The organism is Streptomyces sp. NPDC093094, from assembly GCF_044754345.1.
Taxonomy (GTDB): Bacteria; Actinomycetota; Actinomycetes; order Streptomycetales; family Streptomycetaceae; genus Streptomyces.
Map to the genome: position 1 here is coordinate 57,795 of NZ_JBIVOX010000007.1, position 13,567 is coordinate 71,361.

General features: G+C 69.9%; 14 protein-coding genes. 4 read left to right on the forward strand and 10 right to left on the reverse strand.

The genetic code is table 11. The features are described from left to right. Positions 1 to 379: 379 nt before the first annotated feature. Together ACIQGV_RS16315 and ACIQGV_RS16320 are read right to left on the reverse strand one after the other, a co-directional pair. A complete protein-coding gene (locus ACIQGV_RS16315) occupies positions 380 to 703 on the reverse strand; it encodes an STAS domain-containing protein (RefSeq protein WP_402495115.1) in 324 nt (107 codons plus the stop codon). Between the two features lie 187 nt (positions 704 to 890). Continuing rightward, positions 891 to 1,739, reverse strand: coding sequence for a 3-hydroxyacyl-CoA dehydrogenase family protein (locus ACIQGV_RS16320; RefSeq protein ID WP_402495117.1), 849 nt, complete (start codon positions 1,737 to 1,739; stop codon positions 891 to 893). Positions 1,740 to 1,895: 156 nt separating this feature from the next. On the opposite strand from ACIQGV_RS16320, the gene ACIQGV_RS16325 reads away from it, so the two are divergent. Next, complete coding sequence (locus tag ACIQGV_RS16325) at positions 1,896 to 2,468, forward strand: cob(I)yrinic acid a,c-diamide adenosyltransferase (RefSeq protein ID WP_402495119.1); 573 nt, start codon at positions 1,896 to 1,898, stop codon at positions 2,466 to 2,468. A 4-nt stretch (positions 2,469 to 2,472) separates the two neighbouring features. On the opposite strand, the gene ACIQGV_RS16330 is transcribed toward ACIQGV_RS16325, so the two are convergent. Next, positions 2,473 to 3,012, reverse strand: a complete 540-nt coding sequence (locus ACIQGV_RS16330; RefSeq protein WP_402495120.1) for a hypothetical protein — start codon at positions 3,010 to 3,012, stop codon at positions 2,473 to 2,475. 152 nt (positions 3,013 to 3,164) lie between these two features. On the opposite strand from ACIQGV_RS16330, the gene ACIQGV_RS16335 reads away from it, so the two are divergent. The 3 genes from ACIQGV_RS16335 (at position 3,165) to ACIQGV_RS16345 (ending at position 6,959) form a co-directional block, all read left to right on the forward strand. Then, the gene (locus ACIQGV_RS16335) at positions 3,165 to 4,364 is read left to right on the forward strand and encodes a sensor histidine kinase (protein WP_402495123.1); all 1,200 of its coding nucleotides are present in this window, start codon (positions 3,165 to 3,167) and stop codon (positions 4,362 to 4,364) included. After that, the gene (locus ACIQGV_RS16340; protein ID WP_402495125.1) at positions 4,361 to 5,002 is read left to right on the forward strand and encodes a response regulator; all 642 of its coding nucleotides are present in this window, start codon (positions 4,361 to 4,363) and stop codon (positions 5,000 to 5,002) included. The genes ACIQGV_RS16335 and ACIQGV_RS16340 overlap by 4 nt, the downstream gene beginning before the upstream one ends. Positions 5,003 to 5,132: 130 nt before the next feature. After that, complete coding sequence (locus ACIQGV_RS16345; RefSeq protein WP_402495127.1) at positions 5,133 to 6,959, forward strand: glycosyl hydrolase family 18 protein; 1,827 nt, start codon at positions 5,133 to 5,135, stop codon at positions 6,957 to 6,959. A gap of 45 nt (positions 6,960 to 7,004) precedes the next feature. On the opposite strand, the gene ACIQGV_RS16350 is transcribed toward ACIQGV_RS16345, so the two are convergent. The 7 genes from ACIQGV_RS16350 to ACIQGV_RS16380 all read right to left on the reverse strand — a co-directional run bounded on the left by ACIQGV_RS16350 (position 7,005) and on the right by ACIQGV_RS16380 (position 13,533). Continuing rightward, positions 7,005 to 7,451: a DUF2550 domain-containing protein gene (locus tag ACIQGV_RS16350; protein ID WP_402495130.1), complete on the reverse strand. Its 447-nt coding sequence runs from the start codon at positions 7,449 to 7,451 to the stop codon at positions 7,005 to 7,007. Positions 7,452 to 7,577: 126 nt separating this feature from the next. Continuing rightward, a complete protein-coding gene (locus tag ACIQGV_RS16355) occupies positions 7,578 to 7,949 on the reverse strand; it encodes a F0F1 ATP synthase subunit epsilon (protein ID WP_402495133.1) in 372 nt (123 codons plus the stop codon). 111 nt (positions 7,950 to 8,060) lie between these two features. Further along, positions 8,061 to 9,497: a F0F1 ATP synthase subunit beta gene (gene atpD / locus ACIQGV_RS16360; protein ID WP_389334560.1), complete on the reverse strand. Its 1,437-nt coding sequence runs from the start codon at positions 9,495 to 9,497 to the stop codon at positions 8,061 to 8,063. Beyond that, entirely contained in the window at positions 9,497 to 10,414 is a 918-nt protein-coding gene (locus ACIQGV_RS16365) for a F0F1 ATP synthase subunit gamma (RefSeq protein ID WP_402495135.1), read from the reverse strand. The genes atpD and ACIQGV_RS16365 overlap by 1 nt, the downstream gene beginning before the upstream one ends. A 20-nt stretch (positions 10,415 to 10,434) precedes the next feature. Further along, positions 10,435 to 12,024, reverse strand: coding sequence for a F0F1 ATP synthase subunit alpha (gene atpA, locus ACIQGV_RS16370; RefSeq protein ID WP_402495138.1), 1,590 nt, complete (start codon positions 12,022 to 12,024; stop codon positions 10,435 to 10,437). Positions 12,025 to 12,172: 148 nt separating this feature from the next. After that, a complete protein-coding gene (locus ACIQGV_RS16375) occupies positions 12,173 to 12,988 on the reverse strand; it encodes a F0F1 ATP synthase subunit delta (RefSeq protein WP_402495140.1) in 816 nt (271 codons plus the stop codon). Beyond that, positions 12,985 to 13,533 carry a F0F1 ATP synthase subunit B gene (locus tag ACIQGV_RS16380; RefSeq protein WP_402495143.1) on the reverse strand — a complete coding sequence of 183 codons (549 nt, stop codon included), beginning with the start codon at positions 13,531 to 13,533 and terminating at the stop codon, positions 12,985 to 12,987. Before ACIQGV_RS16380 ends, ACIQGV_RS16375 begins: the two co-directional genes overlap by 4 nt. Positions 13,534 to 13,567 lie beyond the last annotated feature (34 nt).

Sequence of the window (13,567 nt, forward strand, 5' to 3'; positions counted from 1 at the left end):
GGCCCGGCGCTCCCACGCCTCACACGGTCCGCCCCACGCCGGGTGCCCGCAGACTCGCACCGGACGTCCCACCGCCCCGCGGGCGCTCCGCCGCCTCAGGCCCGGCGCTCCCACGCCGGGTGCCCGCAGACTCGCACCGGACGTCCCGCCGCCCCGCGGGCGCTCCGCCACCTCACATCGGGGGCTGCGCCGCCTCGCGCGGGCGTTTCTCCGACTCGCGCAGGTCGGCCCACCGCTTCACACGGTCCGTCCCGCCGCCTCGTATCGGGTGCCCCGGAATCTCGCACCGGACGTCCCACCGCCCCGCGTCGGGTGTCCGGTCGCCCCACGGTCCCGTTCCTGGCCGCCGCGGCCGTGCCGTGGCGGGTCCGCGGCCGGGTCACACCCGGGGCAGCGACTCCACGCCGAGGCCGCCCTCGATCGCCAGGATCCGGTGCAGCCGGGTGGCCACCAGCAGGCGCTGCATCTGCGGCGGTACGCCGCGCAGCACCAGGCGGCGGCCGCAGCGGCCGGCCCGCCGGTGAGCACCCATGATCACGCCGAGTCCGGTGGCGTCCCAGGAGTCCAGTTCGGACAGATCCAGGATCAGGTCGCCTGCTCCGTCGTCGACGGCCGAGTGCAGGACCGTACGGGCGTCCGCCGCGGTGCGGACGTCGAGGCGGCCCCCGACGACCACCTCGGCGTGGTCGCCCCTGATGTACATATGCGCTCCTGTGCGTGCGTCTCGTGCTCCGCGATGCGATGGGTGTGGTGCTGCGCTGTGCAAGCCACGGTTGCAACCTCTGACGGGGTTGAGGCGGCAGAGGTTGCCGTCCGTGAGCGAACCGATACCGAATTCACCCCGAGGTGTGACACGTCCGAGGTGTGTGCGGTTCCGGCGCCGGTCGATCTCAGTGCTTGTAGAAGCCCTGCCCGCTCTTGCGGCCGATGTCACCGGCGTCAACCATCCGGCGCATCAGCTCCGGCGGAGCGAACTTCTCGTCCTGGGTCTCGGTGTAGATGTTGCCGGTGGCGTGCAGCAGGATGTCGACGCCGGTGAGGTCCGCGGTGGCCAGCGGGCCCATGGCGTGGCCGAAGCCCAGCCGGCAGGCGAGGTCGATGTCCTCGGCGGTGGCGACACCGGACTCGTAGAGCTTGGTGGCCTCGACGACGAGCGCGGAGATGAGCCGGGTGGTCACGAACCCGGCGACGTCCCGGTTGACGACGATGCAGGTCTTGCCGACCGACTCGGCGAACTCCCGCGCGGTGGCGAGGGTCTCGTCGCTGGTCTTGTAGCCGCGGACGAGCTCGACGAGCTGCATCATCGGCACCGGCGAGAAGAAGTGGACGCCGACGACCCGCTCGGGGCGCTCGGTGGCCGCCGCGATCTTGGTGATCGGGATGGCGGAGGTGTTGGAGGCGAGCACGGTCTCCGGGCGCACGATCTTGTCGAGGGCGCGGAAGATCTCGTGCTTGACCTCCAGCTTCTCGAAGACCGCCTCGACGACGACGTCCGCGTCGGCGGCCGCGTCCAGGTCGGTCGTCGTGGTGATGCGCGCGAGGGCGGCCTCGGCGTCGGCCGCGTCCAGCTTGCCCTTGCTCACGAACTTGTCGTACGAGGCTTTGATGCCGTCGGTGCCGCGCGTGAGGGCCTCGTCGGTGACGTCCCGCAGGACGACCTCCCAGCCCGCCTGCGCGGAGACCTGGGCGATGCCGGAACCCATGAGACCGGCCCCGATGACGGCAAGCTTCCGTGCCACTCCGACTCCCCTTGTGTGCATACACGCTGTTTACGTTTGCTCTCGGCGGACACTAGCGGGCGTGAGGCGCTGTGTGACCGGTAAGTAATGCGCGTCACGTCTCAAATGACGGACATCACACCGGTGGGGGGCACGGGCCGTAACTACCCTGGCCTCATGGTCAATCTGACGCGCATCTACACGCGGACCGGCGACAAGGGCAGCACCGCTCTCGGGGACATGAGCCGGGTCCCCAAGACCGACCTGCGCATCTCCGCCTATGCGGACGCCAACGAGGCGAACGCGGTCATCGGCACGGCGATCGCGCTGGGCGGGCTGGAGGAGGGGATCGTGACGGTCCTCACCCGGGTGCAGAACGACCTGTTCGACGTGGGCGCGGACCTGTCGACGCCGGTGGTGGAGAACCCGGAGTTCCCGCCGCTGCGGGTGGAGCAGTTCTACGTCGACCGTCTGGAGGCGGACTGCGACCGCTTCAACGAGGAGCTGGAGAAGCTGCGCTCGTTCATCCTGCCGGGCGGCACGCCGGGCGCGGCGCTGCTGCACCAGGCGTGCACCGTCGTACGGCGGGCGGAGCGTTCGACGTGGGCCGCGCTGGAGGTGCACGGCGAGGCGATGAACCCGCTGACGGCCACCTACCTCAACCGGCTGTCCGACCTGCTGTTCATCCTGGCCCGTACGGCCAACAAGGAGACCGGCGACGTCCTGTGGGTCCCGGGCGGGGAGCGCTGACCCCCTAGAGGGCCTTCTCCCGCTTGGGGAACAGGGTGTAGCTCGCCGCGATGACGAGGTTGATGCCGATCACCCAGAGCATGCGCTGCTGCCAGGCCCGCAGGGAGCCGGTGTCGCCGTCCCCGTCGATGTACCAGACGGCGGCCTGGAGCAGCGCCGTGGCGACCACGGCGGCGAGGATCCAGCGGGCCGCGACCTTCCACTCGTGGACCGCGCGGGCGGTTCCGTACCTCGGCGGCCGCACCGGCGGCGGGCCGCCCGCGAACCGGTGGGCGAAGCGGGCGTCGGCCCAGCGGATCGTGGAGTGGCCGAGTCCGGCCGTGAAGCCGATGTACACGGCGGCCAGGCCGTGCTTCCAGTCGGGTTCCGCCCCGTTCTTGAGGTCGATCGCGGTGACGGTGAACAGCAGGACCTCCAGCAGCGGCTCGCACAGCAGCAGGGCCAGGCCGGCCCGCGGCATCCGCAGCAGGTAGCGGAAGGACAGGCCCCCGGCCAGCAGCGCCCAGAAGGCCACCTCGCAGGCGACGATCAGTCCGACGATCACGGCTCGCTCCTCTCGTTCACCCTTCCAGGCTCGCTGCCGCACCGGCCGCTTTCGTCGTCGCCGGTGACGAATCGCCGCTACATCGAAAGATGCAGTGCGGGACCCTTCCCGGGATGCACGCGCGGGCCCCGTCGTCGGTGTTGGATGAGGTCATGCCGCGCGCGCTCCCCCGTCCCAGCCGTTTCGACGTCGTCGTCGCGGTCGCCGGACTGCTCGGGGGGCTGCTGCTGTGGGGCATCGGACTGGGCATGCAGCGGGGCCACGAACCGCCCGTGGTGTGGCCGGGCCGCTGGCCGATCCTGGTGCCGCTGGCCGTGATGGCGGGCTGCGAGCTGTTCCGCCGTATCGCCCCGCAGTCGGCGCTGCTGGTCGCGACGGCCGCGATCGCCGGGGACACGCTCACCCAGGGCAACCTGTCCACCGTCGTGATGTTCACGGACGTGATCTACGCCGCCGTCCTGTACGGCACCCCCGCCGCGGCCCGCCGCATCCCCCGGGTGACGGCGCTGCTGTCGGTGGCCGGGGCGGCGGTGCCGTACGCGCTGTGGCGGGTGCCGGAGGCGCTGCTGATCGGGGTGGCCGTCGGTGTGGTGGCGTTCGCCCCCGCGGCCACGGGCCTGATCGTGCGCACGCACCGCGACGCCGCCGAGGCGGCCCGGCTGCGCGCCGAACAGACCGCGCTGCTGGCCGAGATGGACCGCGTCCAGGCCGTCACCGCCGAACGCGCGCGGATGGCCCGCGAGCTGCACGACATGGTCGCCAACCATCTGTCCGCGATCGCCATCCACTCCACCGCGGCCCTGTCCCTGGACGAGCCCGCCACCACCCGGCAGTCCCTCCGGGTGATCCGGGAGAACAGCGTGGCGGGTCTGGCCGAGATGCGCCGTCTGATCGGGATCCTGCGCGACGGCAGCGGCGACACCGAGCCCGCCGCGACCCCCACCCTGGACGGCCTGGGCGCGCTGGTCGACTCGGCCCGCGCCAACGGGCTCGACGTCGGCCTCGACGCCGGCCCGGACGGCGACGCCCCCGCGGACGTCCCGGCACCGGTCGGGCTGGCCGCGTACCGCATCGTGCAGGAGTCCCTGACCAACGCGCTCAAGCACGCGGGGCCGGGCCGTGTCACCGTGACGCTCGCCCGCCGGGACGGGGTCCTCGATGTGCGGGTCGTGAGCCCCTGCGGCGACCGGGGCGGCCCGCGCGCCCCCGGGTCCGGCGCCGGGCTGGTGGGCATGCGGGAACGGGCCGGCCTGCTGCACGGCACGCTGGAGGCCGGGCCCGAGGACTCCGCGGACGGCAAGGTCTGGGCCGTCCGCGCCACGCTTCCCGTGACCGAAGGAGACAGTGAATGATCCGCGTCCTCGTCGCCGAGGACCAGTCCGCCGTCCGGGCCGGCCTGGTGCTGATCCTGGGCAGCGCGCCCGACATCGAGGTGGCCGGCGAGGCGGCCGACGGCGAGCAGGCGGTGGCGCTGGCCCGGGAGCTGCGGCCCGATCTGGTGCTGATGGACGTTCAGATGCCGCGCCTGGACGGGGTGTCGGCGACCCGGAAGGTCGTCGCGGAGGGGCTCGCCGATGTGCTGGTGCTGACCACCTTCGACCTGGACGAGTACGTGTTCGGGGCGCTGCGGGCGGGGGCGTCGGGGTTCCTGCTGAAGAACACCGAGGCGCGGGATCTGATCGAGGCGGTGCGCACGGTCGCGCGCGGCGAGGGCATCGTCGCCCCGGCCGTCACCCGGCGGCTGATCGCCGAGTTCGCCGCCGGGCCCGCACGGGAGCCGAAGGCCGATCCGGCGGTCCTGGAGCGTCTCACCCGGCGGGAACGCGAGGTGCTGTCGTGTCTGGGTGAGGGGCTGTCCAACGCGGACGTCGCCGCACGGCTCGACATGGCCGAGGCGACGGTGAAGACGCACGTCAGCCGGTTGCTGGGGAAGCTGGAACTGCGCAGCCGGGTGCAAGCTGCCGTGCTGGCGCAGGAGTTGGGGATCTAGCCGGACGCGAAATCAGTGCGTGCCAGAGTGGTCCAGACCTATTGACCTGTGGTCCAGACCTTTTCTATCCTCGCGGCACCGTGGGCGTGAAGGCTCAGTCACGCCCCCAACACCCCCTGAGGAGAAGCGCATGCGCTTCGGACACAGAGCGGCGGCAGGGTTCGCGACCCTGCTGCTCCCGCTGGCCGGAATGGTGGGGCTCGCGAGCCCCGCCCAGGCAGCGACCAGTGCCACCGCCACCTTCACCAAGACCCAGGACTGGGGCTCCGGCTTCGGAGGCCAGTGGACGGTGAAGAACACCGGTGACACGACCATCAGCTCGTGGACGGTCGAGTGGGACTTCCCCTCCGGCACGTCCGTCACCTCCGCCTGGGACGCCGACGTCACCTCCGCCGGCAACCACTGGACCGCCAAGAACAAGAACTGGAACGGCACCCTCAACCCCGGCGCCTCCATCTCCTTCGGCTTCAACGGCGCCGGCCCCGGCTCGCCCTCCAACTGCAAGATCAACGGCGGCAGCTGCGACGGCGGACCGACCGTCCCCGGCGACACCGCCCCGTCCGCGCCGGGCACCCCGACCGCCTCCGACATCACCAACACCTCGGTGAAGCTCAGCTGGTCGGCGGCCACCGACGACAAGGGCGTCAAGAACTACGACGTCCTGCGCGGCGGCACCAAGGTCGCGACCGTCACCGGCACCACCTATTCGGACACCGGCCTCACCGCCGGCACCGACTACTCCTACACCGTCCAGGCCCGTGACACCGCCGACCAGACCGGCCCGGCCAGCGGCTCCGTCGCCGTGCGCACCACCGGCGGGGGCGGCACCGACCCGCAGCCCGGCTCCAAGGTCAACCTCGGCTACTTCACCGAGTGGGGCGTCTACGGCCGCAACTACCACGTCAAGAACCTGGTGACCTCGGGCTCCGCCTCCAAGATCACCCACATCAACTACGCGTTCGGCAACGTCAAGAACGGCCAGTGCGTCCTCGACGACGCCTACGCCGCCACGGACAAGGCATACACCGCCGACCAGTCCGTCTCCGGCACCGCCGACACCTGGGACCAGCCGCTGCGCGGCAACTTCAACCAGCTGCGCCAGCTGAAGGCCAAGTACCCGCACATCAAGGTGCTGTACTCCTTCGGCGGCTGGACCTACTCCGGCGGCTTCGGCCAGGCCGCGGCCAACCCCGCCGCCTTCGCCAAGTCCTGCAAGGCCGTCGTGGAGGACCCCCGCTGGGCCGACGTCTTCGACGGCATCGACATCGACTGGGAGTACCCCAACGCCTGCGGTCTGACCTGTGACACCTCCGGCGCCGCGTCCTTCAGGAACCTCATGTCGGCGCTGCGCACCGAGTTCGGCTCCAACTACCTGATCACTGCCGCCATCACGGCCGACGGCAGCGAGGGCGGCAAGATCGACGCGGCCGACTACGGCGGCGCCGCGCAGTACCTCGACTGGTACAACGTGATGACCTACGACTACTTCGGCGCCTGGGACAAGACGGGCCCGACGGCCCCGCACTCCCCGCTGACCTCGTACTCGGGCATCCCGAAGGCCGGCTTCAACTCGGCCGACGCGATCGCCAAGCTCAAGGCCAAGGGCGTCCCGGCGAGCAAGCTGCTGCTCGGCATCGGCTTCTACGGCCGCGGCTGGACCGGCGTCACCCAGGCCGCTCCCGGCGGCACGGCGACCGGCGCCGCCCCCGGCACCTACGAGGCCGGCATCGAGGACTACAAGATCCTCAAGACGGCCTGCCCCGCCACCGGCACCATCGGCGGCACGGCGTACGCCCACTGCGGCACCAACTGGTGGTCCTACGACACCCCCGCCACCATCGGCACGAAGATGACCTGGGCCAAGAACCAGGGTCTGGGCGGCGCGTTCTTCTGGGAGTTCTCCGGCGACACCAGCAACGGTGAGCTGGTCGGCGCCATCAGCAACGGGCTGAAGTAGACCCGGCAGCCGAAGCAGAAGAAACGTATGAAGTGAAGAGCAGTATCAGGCGACGTTGACGCGCTGACCGGGCGGGGCTGCTTCCAGCCACGCGAGAAAACCGGTCAGCGCGTCTTCGCTCATGGCGAGCTCCAGACGCGTGCCCCGGTGCAGACAGACGAGGATCACCGCGTCGGACAGCAGAGCCAGCTCCTCCTCGCCCTCGGGGACGCGGCGGCCGGCCACCTCGATCGAGGCGCGCTCCAGGATGCGGCGCGGACGAGGGGCGTAGGAGAAGACCCGGAACCACTCGATGCGGTCGCCGTTGTAGCGGGCGATGCCGTAGGCCCAGCCCTTGCCGCCCGTGTCCCCGCCCTCGGGGACGTCCCAGCGCAGGCTGCAGTCGAAGGTGCCGCCGGAGCGCTGGATCAGTCTGCGGCGCAGACCGAAGACGAACAGCCCCAGTACCAGCACAGCGACGACGATTCCGCACACAGTCAGAGCGAGGACCATCGACACCGACCTCCTCGTCTCCTAGACAACGAAACGGAATGTACCCATATCCAGCTCAGCCGCGGCCGGACCCGGATCGCTCCGGTTCCAGCCGCGGCTGAGTCAATCATCGCGTGGTGCGGTGGTTCAGCGCGACGCCGCCCGCAGGCGGACCTCGGCGCGCCGCTCGGCGGAGGCGTCCTCCGCCGACTTCGCGCGCTCCAGCGCCCGCTCGGCACGCTGGACATCGATCTCGTCCGACAGCTCGGCGATCTCGGCCAGCAGCGACAGCTTGTTGTCGGCGAACGAGATGAAACCGCCGTGCACCGCGACGATCACGGTCCCACCGTCACTCGTACGGATGGTCACAGGGCCCGATTCCAGCACACCGAGCAGCGGCTGGTGACCGGGCATGACGCCGATGTCGCCGGACGTGGTGCGCGCGACGACCAGGGTGGCCTCGCCGGACCAGACCTCTCGGTCGGCCGCGACCAGCGCGACGTGCAGCTCAGCAGCCAAGGGTGGCTCCTCGGGTCACCACCCGGCGGGTCTGCCGGGTGTTGGTTACAAGTCTAATGGGCGTGGCGGAGGGGGCAGGACGCGCCCGCCCCCTCCGACCGAGCGCGAGGCTCAGGAGACGCCCAGCTCCTTGGCGTTGGCCTTCAGGTCCTCGATGCCACCGCAGAGGAAGAACGCCTGCTCCGGGAAGTGGTCGTACTCACCGTCGATGATCGCGTTGAACGCGGCGATCGACTCGTCCAGCGGCACGTCCGACCCGTCGACGCCGGTGAACTGCTTGGCGACGTGGGTGTTCTGGGACAGGAAGCGCTCCACGCGACGGGCACGGTGGACGACGAGCTTGTCCTCCTCGCCGAGCTCGTCGATACCGAGGATCGCGATGATGTCCTGAAGGTCCTTGTACTTCTGCAGGACCGTCTTGACGCGCATCGCGGTGTTGTAGTGGTCCGCCGCGATGTACCGCGGGTCGAGGATGCGGGACGTCGAGTCCAGCGGGTCCACGGCCGGGTAGATGCCCTTCTCGGAGATCGGACGGGAGAGAACCGTCGTCGCGTCGAGGTGGGCGAAGGTGGTGGCCGGAGCCGGGTCGGTCAGGTCGTCCGCGGGGACGTAGATCGCCTGCATCGAGGTGATCGAGTGACCACGGGTCGAGGTGATGCGCTCCTGGAGGAGACCCATCTCGTCGGCCAGGTTCGGCTGGTAGCCCACCGCGGAGGGCATACGGCCGAGCAGGGTCGACACCTCGGAACCGGCCTGGGTGAAGCGGAAGATGTTGTCGATGAAGAACAGCACGTCCTGCTTCTGCACATCGCGGAAGTACTCCGCCATGGTCAGACCGGCCAGGGCCACGCGCAGACGGGTGCCCGGGGGCTCGTCCATCTGACCGAAGACCAGGGCGGTCTTGTCGATGACGCCCGAGTCGGCCATCTCCTCGATGAGGTCGTTGCCCTCACGGGTGCGCTCACCGACACCGGCGAACACGGAGACACCGTCGTGGTTGTTGGCGACGCGGTAGATCATCTCCTGGATGAGCACCGTCTTGCCGACGCCGGCACCACCGAACAGACCGATCTTTCCACCCTTGACGTACGGGGTGAGAAGGTCGATGACCTTGACGCCGGTCTCGAACATCTCGGTCTTCGACTCGAGCTCGTCGAAGTTCGGGGCCTTGCGGTGGATGCCCCAGCGCTCGCCCTCGTAGGACTCGTCGACGTTCAGCACCTCACCGAGGGTGTTGAACACCTTGCCCTTGGTGAAGTCGCCGACGGGCACCGTGATGGAGGCGCCGGTGTCGGTGACCGGGGCCTGGCGGACCAGACCGTCGGTGGGCTGCATGGAGATCGTGCGGACCAGGCCGTCACCCAGGTGCTGGGCGACCTCCAGGGTCAGCGTCTTCTTCTCACCCTCGTTGGCCGGGTCGGAGACCTCGACGTGCAGGGCGTTGTAGATGTCCGGCATGGCGTCGACGGGGAACTCCACGTCGACGACCGGGCCGATGACCCGGGCGACGCGGCCCGTGGCAACGGCCGTCTCAGAAGTCGTCGTCATTACTTGTCACTCCCCGCGGTCGCGTCGGCAAGGGCTGCGGAGCCACCGACGATCTCGCTGATTTCCTGGGTGATTTCGGCCTGGCGGGCCGCGTTGGCAAGACGGGAGAGCGTGTTGATCAGCTCGCCCGCGTTGTCGGTGGCCGACTTCATCGCGCGGCGGGTGGCGGCGTGCTTGGAAGCGGCCGACTGCAGCAGCGCGTTGTAGATCCGGCTTTCGACGTAGCGCGGCAGCAGGGCGTCGAGGACGTCCTCCGCCGACGGCTCGAAGTCGTACAGGGGAAGGATCTCGCCCTTGGGGGCGGTCTCCTTCGCGACCTCTTCGAGGCTGAGCGGCAGCATCCGGCTGTCGACCGCCGTCTGCGTCATCATCGACACGAACTCGGTGTAGACGATGTGGAGCTCGTCCACGCCGCCTTCCGCCGTCTCCTTCTCGATGGCCTCGATCAGCGGGCCCGCGACCTGCTTGGCGTCCGCGTAGGCGGGCTCGTCGGTGAAGCCCGACCACGACTCCGCGACCTTGCGCTCGCGGAAGTTGTAGTGGGCCAGACCGCGGCGGCCGACGATGTACGTGTCGACCTCCTTGCCCTCGGCCTCGAGGCGCTGCGTCAGCTTCTCCGCCGCCTTGATGGCGTTGGCGTTGAAGGCGCCGGCCAGACCGCGGTCACTGGTCAGCAGCAGCACCGCGGACCGGGTGACCGTCTCGGCCTGGGTGGTCAGCGGGTGCTTGGTGTTCGACCCGGTGCCGACCGCCGTGACCGCGCGGGTCAGTTCCTGCGCGTACGGCGTGGAGGCCGCCACCTTGCGCTGCGCCTTGACGACGCGCGAGGCGGCGATCATCTCCATCGCCTTGGTGATCTTCTTGGTCGCGGTGACGGAGCGGATGCGACGCTTGTAGACCCGGAGCTGGGCTCCCATGAGTCAGGTCCCTTCCTACGTCACTTGGCCGAGGCCGGGGCGTCCTCGCCGAGAAGCTTGCCGTCCGAGGTCTCGAACTGCTTCTTGAAGGCGGCGATGGCGTCGGCAACAGCGGTGAGGGTGTCGTCCGACATCTTGGCGCCCTCCTTGATGGAGGTCATCAGACCCTGCTCCGAGCGGTGCAGGTACTCCACCAGCTCCTTCTCGAAGCGGCGGATGTCGGCGACCGGGACGTCGTCCATCTTGCCGGTGGTGCCGGCCCACACGGAGACGACCTGGTCCTCGGTCGGCATCGGCTGGTACTGAGCCTGCTTGAGCAGCTCGACCAGGCGCTGACCGCGCTCCAGCTGCGCCTTCGACGCGGCGTCCAGGTCGGAACCGAAGGCGGCGAACGCCTCCAGCTCACGGTACTGGGCGAGGTCCAGACGCAGACGGCCGGAGACCTGTCGCATCGCCTTGTGCTGCGCGGAACCACCGACTCGGGAGACGGAGATACCGACGTTCAGCGCGGGACGCTGACCGGCGTTGAAGAGGTCCGACTCCAGGAAGCACTGGCCGTCGGTGATGGAGATGACGTTGGTCGGGATGAACGCCGAGACGTCGTTGGCCTTGGTCTCGACGATCGGCAGACCCGTCATCGAACCGGCGCCCAGGTCGTCCGAGAGCTTCGCGCAGCGCTCCAGCAGACGGGAGTGCAGGTAGAAGACGTCGCCCGGGTACGCCTCACGGCCCGGCGGACGGCGCAGCAGCAGCGACACGGCGCGGTAGGCGTCGGCCTGCTTCGACAGGTCGTCGAAGATGATCAGGACGTGCTTGCCCTCGTACATCCACTGCTGGCCGATGGCCGAGCCGGTGTACGGGGCCAGGTACTTGAAGCCGGCCGGGTCGGACGCCGGGGCGGCGACGATGGTCGTGTACTCCAGCGCGCCGTTCTCCTCCAGCGCACGGCGCACGCCGGCGATGGTGGAGCCCTTCTGGCCGATGGCGACGTAGATGCAGCGGACCTGCTTCTTCGGGTCGCCGGTGCGCCAGTTGTCGCGCTGGTTGATGATCGTGTCGACGGCCAGGGCGGTCTTGCCGGTCTGGCGGTCACCGATGATCAGCTGACGCTGACCGCGGCCGATCGGGGTCATCGCGTCGACGGCCTTGTAGCCGGTCTCCATCGGCTCGTGCACCGACTTGCGCTGCATGACCGTGGGGGCCTGCAGCTCAAGGGCACGACGACCGGTGGTCTCGATCTCGCCGAGGCCGTCGATCGGGTTGCCGAGCGGGTCGACGACGCGGCCGAGGTAGCCCTCGCCCACGGCGACCGACAGGACCTCACCGGTGCGGGTGACCGGCTGGCCCTCCTCGATGCCGCTGAACTCGCCGAGGACGATGGCACCGATCTCGCGCTCCTCGAGGTTGAGGGCGAGGCCGAGGGTGCCGTCCTCGAACTTCAGCAGTTCGTTGGCCATGGCCGAGGGAAGACCCTCGACCTTCGCGATGCCGTCGCCGGCAAGGGTGACCGTACCGACCTCCTCGCGCGAGGCCGCGTCCGGCTTGTACGACTGGACGAAGTTCTCCAGCGCGTCCCGGATCTCCTCCGGCCGGATCGTGAGCTCCGCCATCTGGGTTCCCTGCTCTCCTTGTTGGGCCCGAAGTTTCACTTTGGGGGGATGGGGACTCCCCCCTGGAAAAGGGTGAATCCTCTGCACGGCCCAACATGGGCCGTAAGTACGTACTGCGTTTTCTGTTGCCGCGTCTGCCGCGTCGCGGTCAGCCCGCCAGTCGGCGGCCGGCCTCGTCGATGCGGTCCGCGAGGGAGCCGTTGATGACCTCGTCACCGACCTGCACCCGGATCCCGCCGAGGACCGCGGGGTCCACGTCGAGGTTGAGGTGCATCTGGCGCCCGTAGAGCTTCGCCAGGGCGGCGCCGAGGCGCTGCTTCTGGCCGTCGCTCAGCGGGACCGCCGAGGTGACGACGGCGACCATGCGGTTCCGGCGCTCGGCGGCCAGCTTGGACAGGGACTCCAGTCCCGACTCCAGGCTACGTCCCCGCGGCACGGTCACAAGGCGCGTCACCAGACGCTCGGTGGTGGCCTTGGCACGGCCGCCGAGCAGGCTGCGCAGCAGCTCGCCCTTGGCGGCGGTGGTGGCCTTGCGGTCGGTCAGCGCGGCGCGCAGCTCGGTGCTGGAGGAGACGATCCGGCCGAACCGGAACAGCTCGTCCTCGACGTCGTCGAGCGTGCCGCCCCGCTGCGCGGCGGTGAGGTCGGCGGTGCTCGCCAGCTCCTCCAGCGCGTCCACCAGGTCGCGGGACTGCGACCAGCGGGAGCGCACCATGCCGGACAGCAGGTCCACGGTCTCGCCGCCGACCTGGCCACCGAGCAGGCGCTGAGCCAGCTCGGCCTTGGCCTCTCCGGCCTGCGCCGGGTCGGTGAGGACCCGACGCAGCGAGATCTCGCGGTCGAGCAGCGCGGTGACGGCGGCCAGCTCGTCGGCGAGCCGCGCCGCGTCCACGGACGTGGAGTCCGTCAGCGCGTCGAGACGCTCACGTGCGGCTGCCAGGGCCTCGCGGCTCGCTCCGTTCATCGTCCGGCCTCGGCCTTCTCCTCGAGCTCGTCGAGGAAGCGGTCGATCACACGGCTCTGGCGGGCGTGGTCCTCGAGGGACTCGCCGACGAGCTTGCCGGCCAGGTCGGTGGCGAGCTTGCCGACGTCCTGGCGCAGCGCGGACGACGCGGCCTTGCGGTCGGCCTCGATCTGGGCGTGGCCCGCGGCGACGATCTCCTCGCGCTGGCGCTGGCCCTCCGCACGCATCTCGGCGATGAGCGCGGCGCCCTGCTCCTGCGCCTCCTGGCGGAGACGCGCGGCCTCGTGGCGGGCCTCGGCGAGCTGCGCCTTGTACTGCTCGAGGACGCTCTGGGCCTCGGTCTGCGCGGCCTCGGCCTTCTCGATACCGCCCTCGATGGCCTCGCGGCGCTCTTCCAGGACCTTGTTGATGGTCGGGAGGAGCTTCTTGGCGAGGAAACCGAAGACGATGACGAAAGCGATGAGGCCGATGACAACTTCCGGCCACGGCGGAATGAGGGGGTTTTCCTTCTCACCCTCAGACGCCAGGTAAACCAGGGCGTTCACATCAGTGCCTTTCGTCAGGTTCGGTCGTCAGCGT

Excerpts from the sequence above, each read along its gene's own strand:
- ACIQGV_RS16345 (WP_402495127.1), top strand. The coding sequence starts at position 5,133 with ATGCGCTTCGGACACAGAGCGGCGGCAGGGTTCGCGACCCTGCTGCTC.
- ACIQGV_RS16335 (WP_402495123.1), top strand. The coding sequence starts at position 3,165 with ATGCCGCGCGCGCTCCCCCGTCCCAGCCGTTTCGACGTCGTCGTCGCG.
- ACIQGV_RS16365 (WP_402495135.1), bottom strand. The coding sequence starts at position 10,414 with ATGGGAGCCCAGCTCCGGGTCTACAAGCGTCGCATCCGCTCCGTCACC.
- ACIQGV_RS16375 (WP_402495140.1), bottom strand. The coding sequence starts at position 12,988 with ATGAACGGAGCGAGCCGCGAGGCCCTGGCAGCCGCACGTGAGCGTCTC.
- atpD (WP_389334560.1), bottom strand. The coding sequence starts at position 9,497 with ATGACGACGACTTCTGAGACGGCCGTTGCCACGGGCCGCGTCGCCCGG.
- atpA (WP_402495138.1), bottom strand. The coding sequence starts at position 12,024 with ATGGCGGAGCTCACGATCCGGCCGGAGGAGATCCGGGACGCGCTGGAG.
- ACIQGV_RS16340 (WP_402495125.1), top strand. The coding sequence starts at position 4,361 with ATGATCCGCGTCCTCGTCGCCGAGGACCAGTCCGCCGTCCGGGCCGGC.
- ACIQGV_RS16315 (WP_402495115.1), bottom strand. The coding sequence starts at position 703 with ATGTACATCAGGGGCGACCACGCCGAGGTGGTCGTCGGGGGCCGCCTC.
- ACIQGV_RS16325 (WP_402495119.1), top strand. The coding sequence starts at position 1,896 with ATGGTCAATCTGACGCGCATCTACACGCGGACCGGCGACAAGGGCAGC.
- ACIQGV_RS16350 (WP_402495130.1), bottom strand. The coding sequence starts at position 7,451 with ATGGTCCTCGCTCTGACTGTGTGCGGAATCGTCGTCGCTGTGCTGGTA.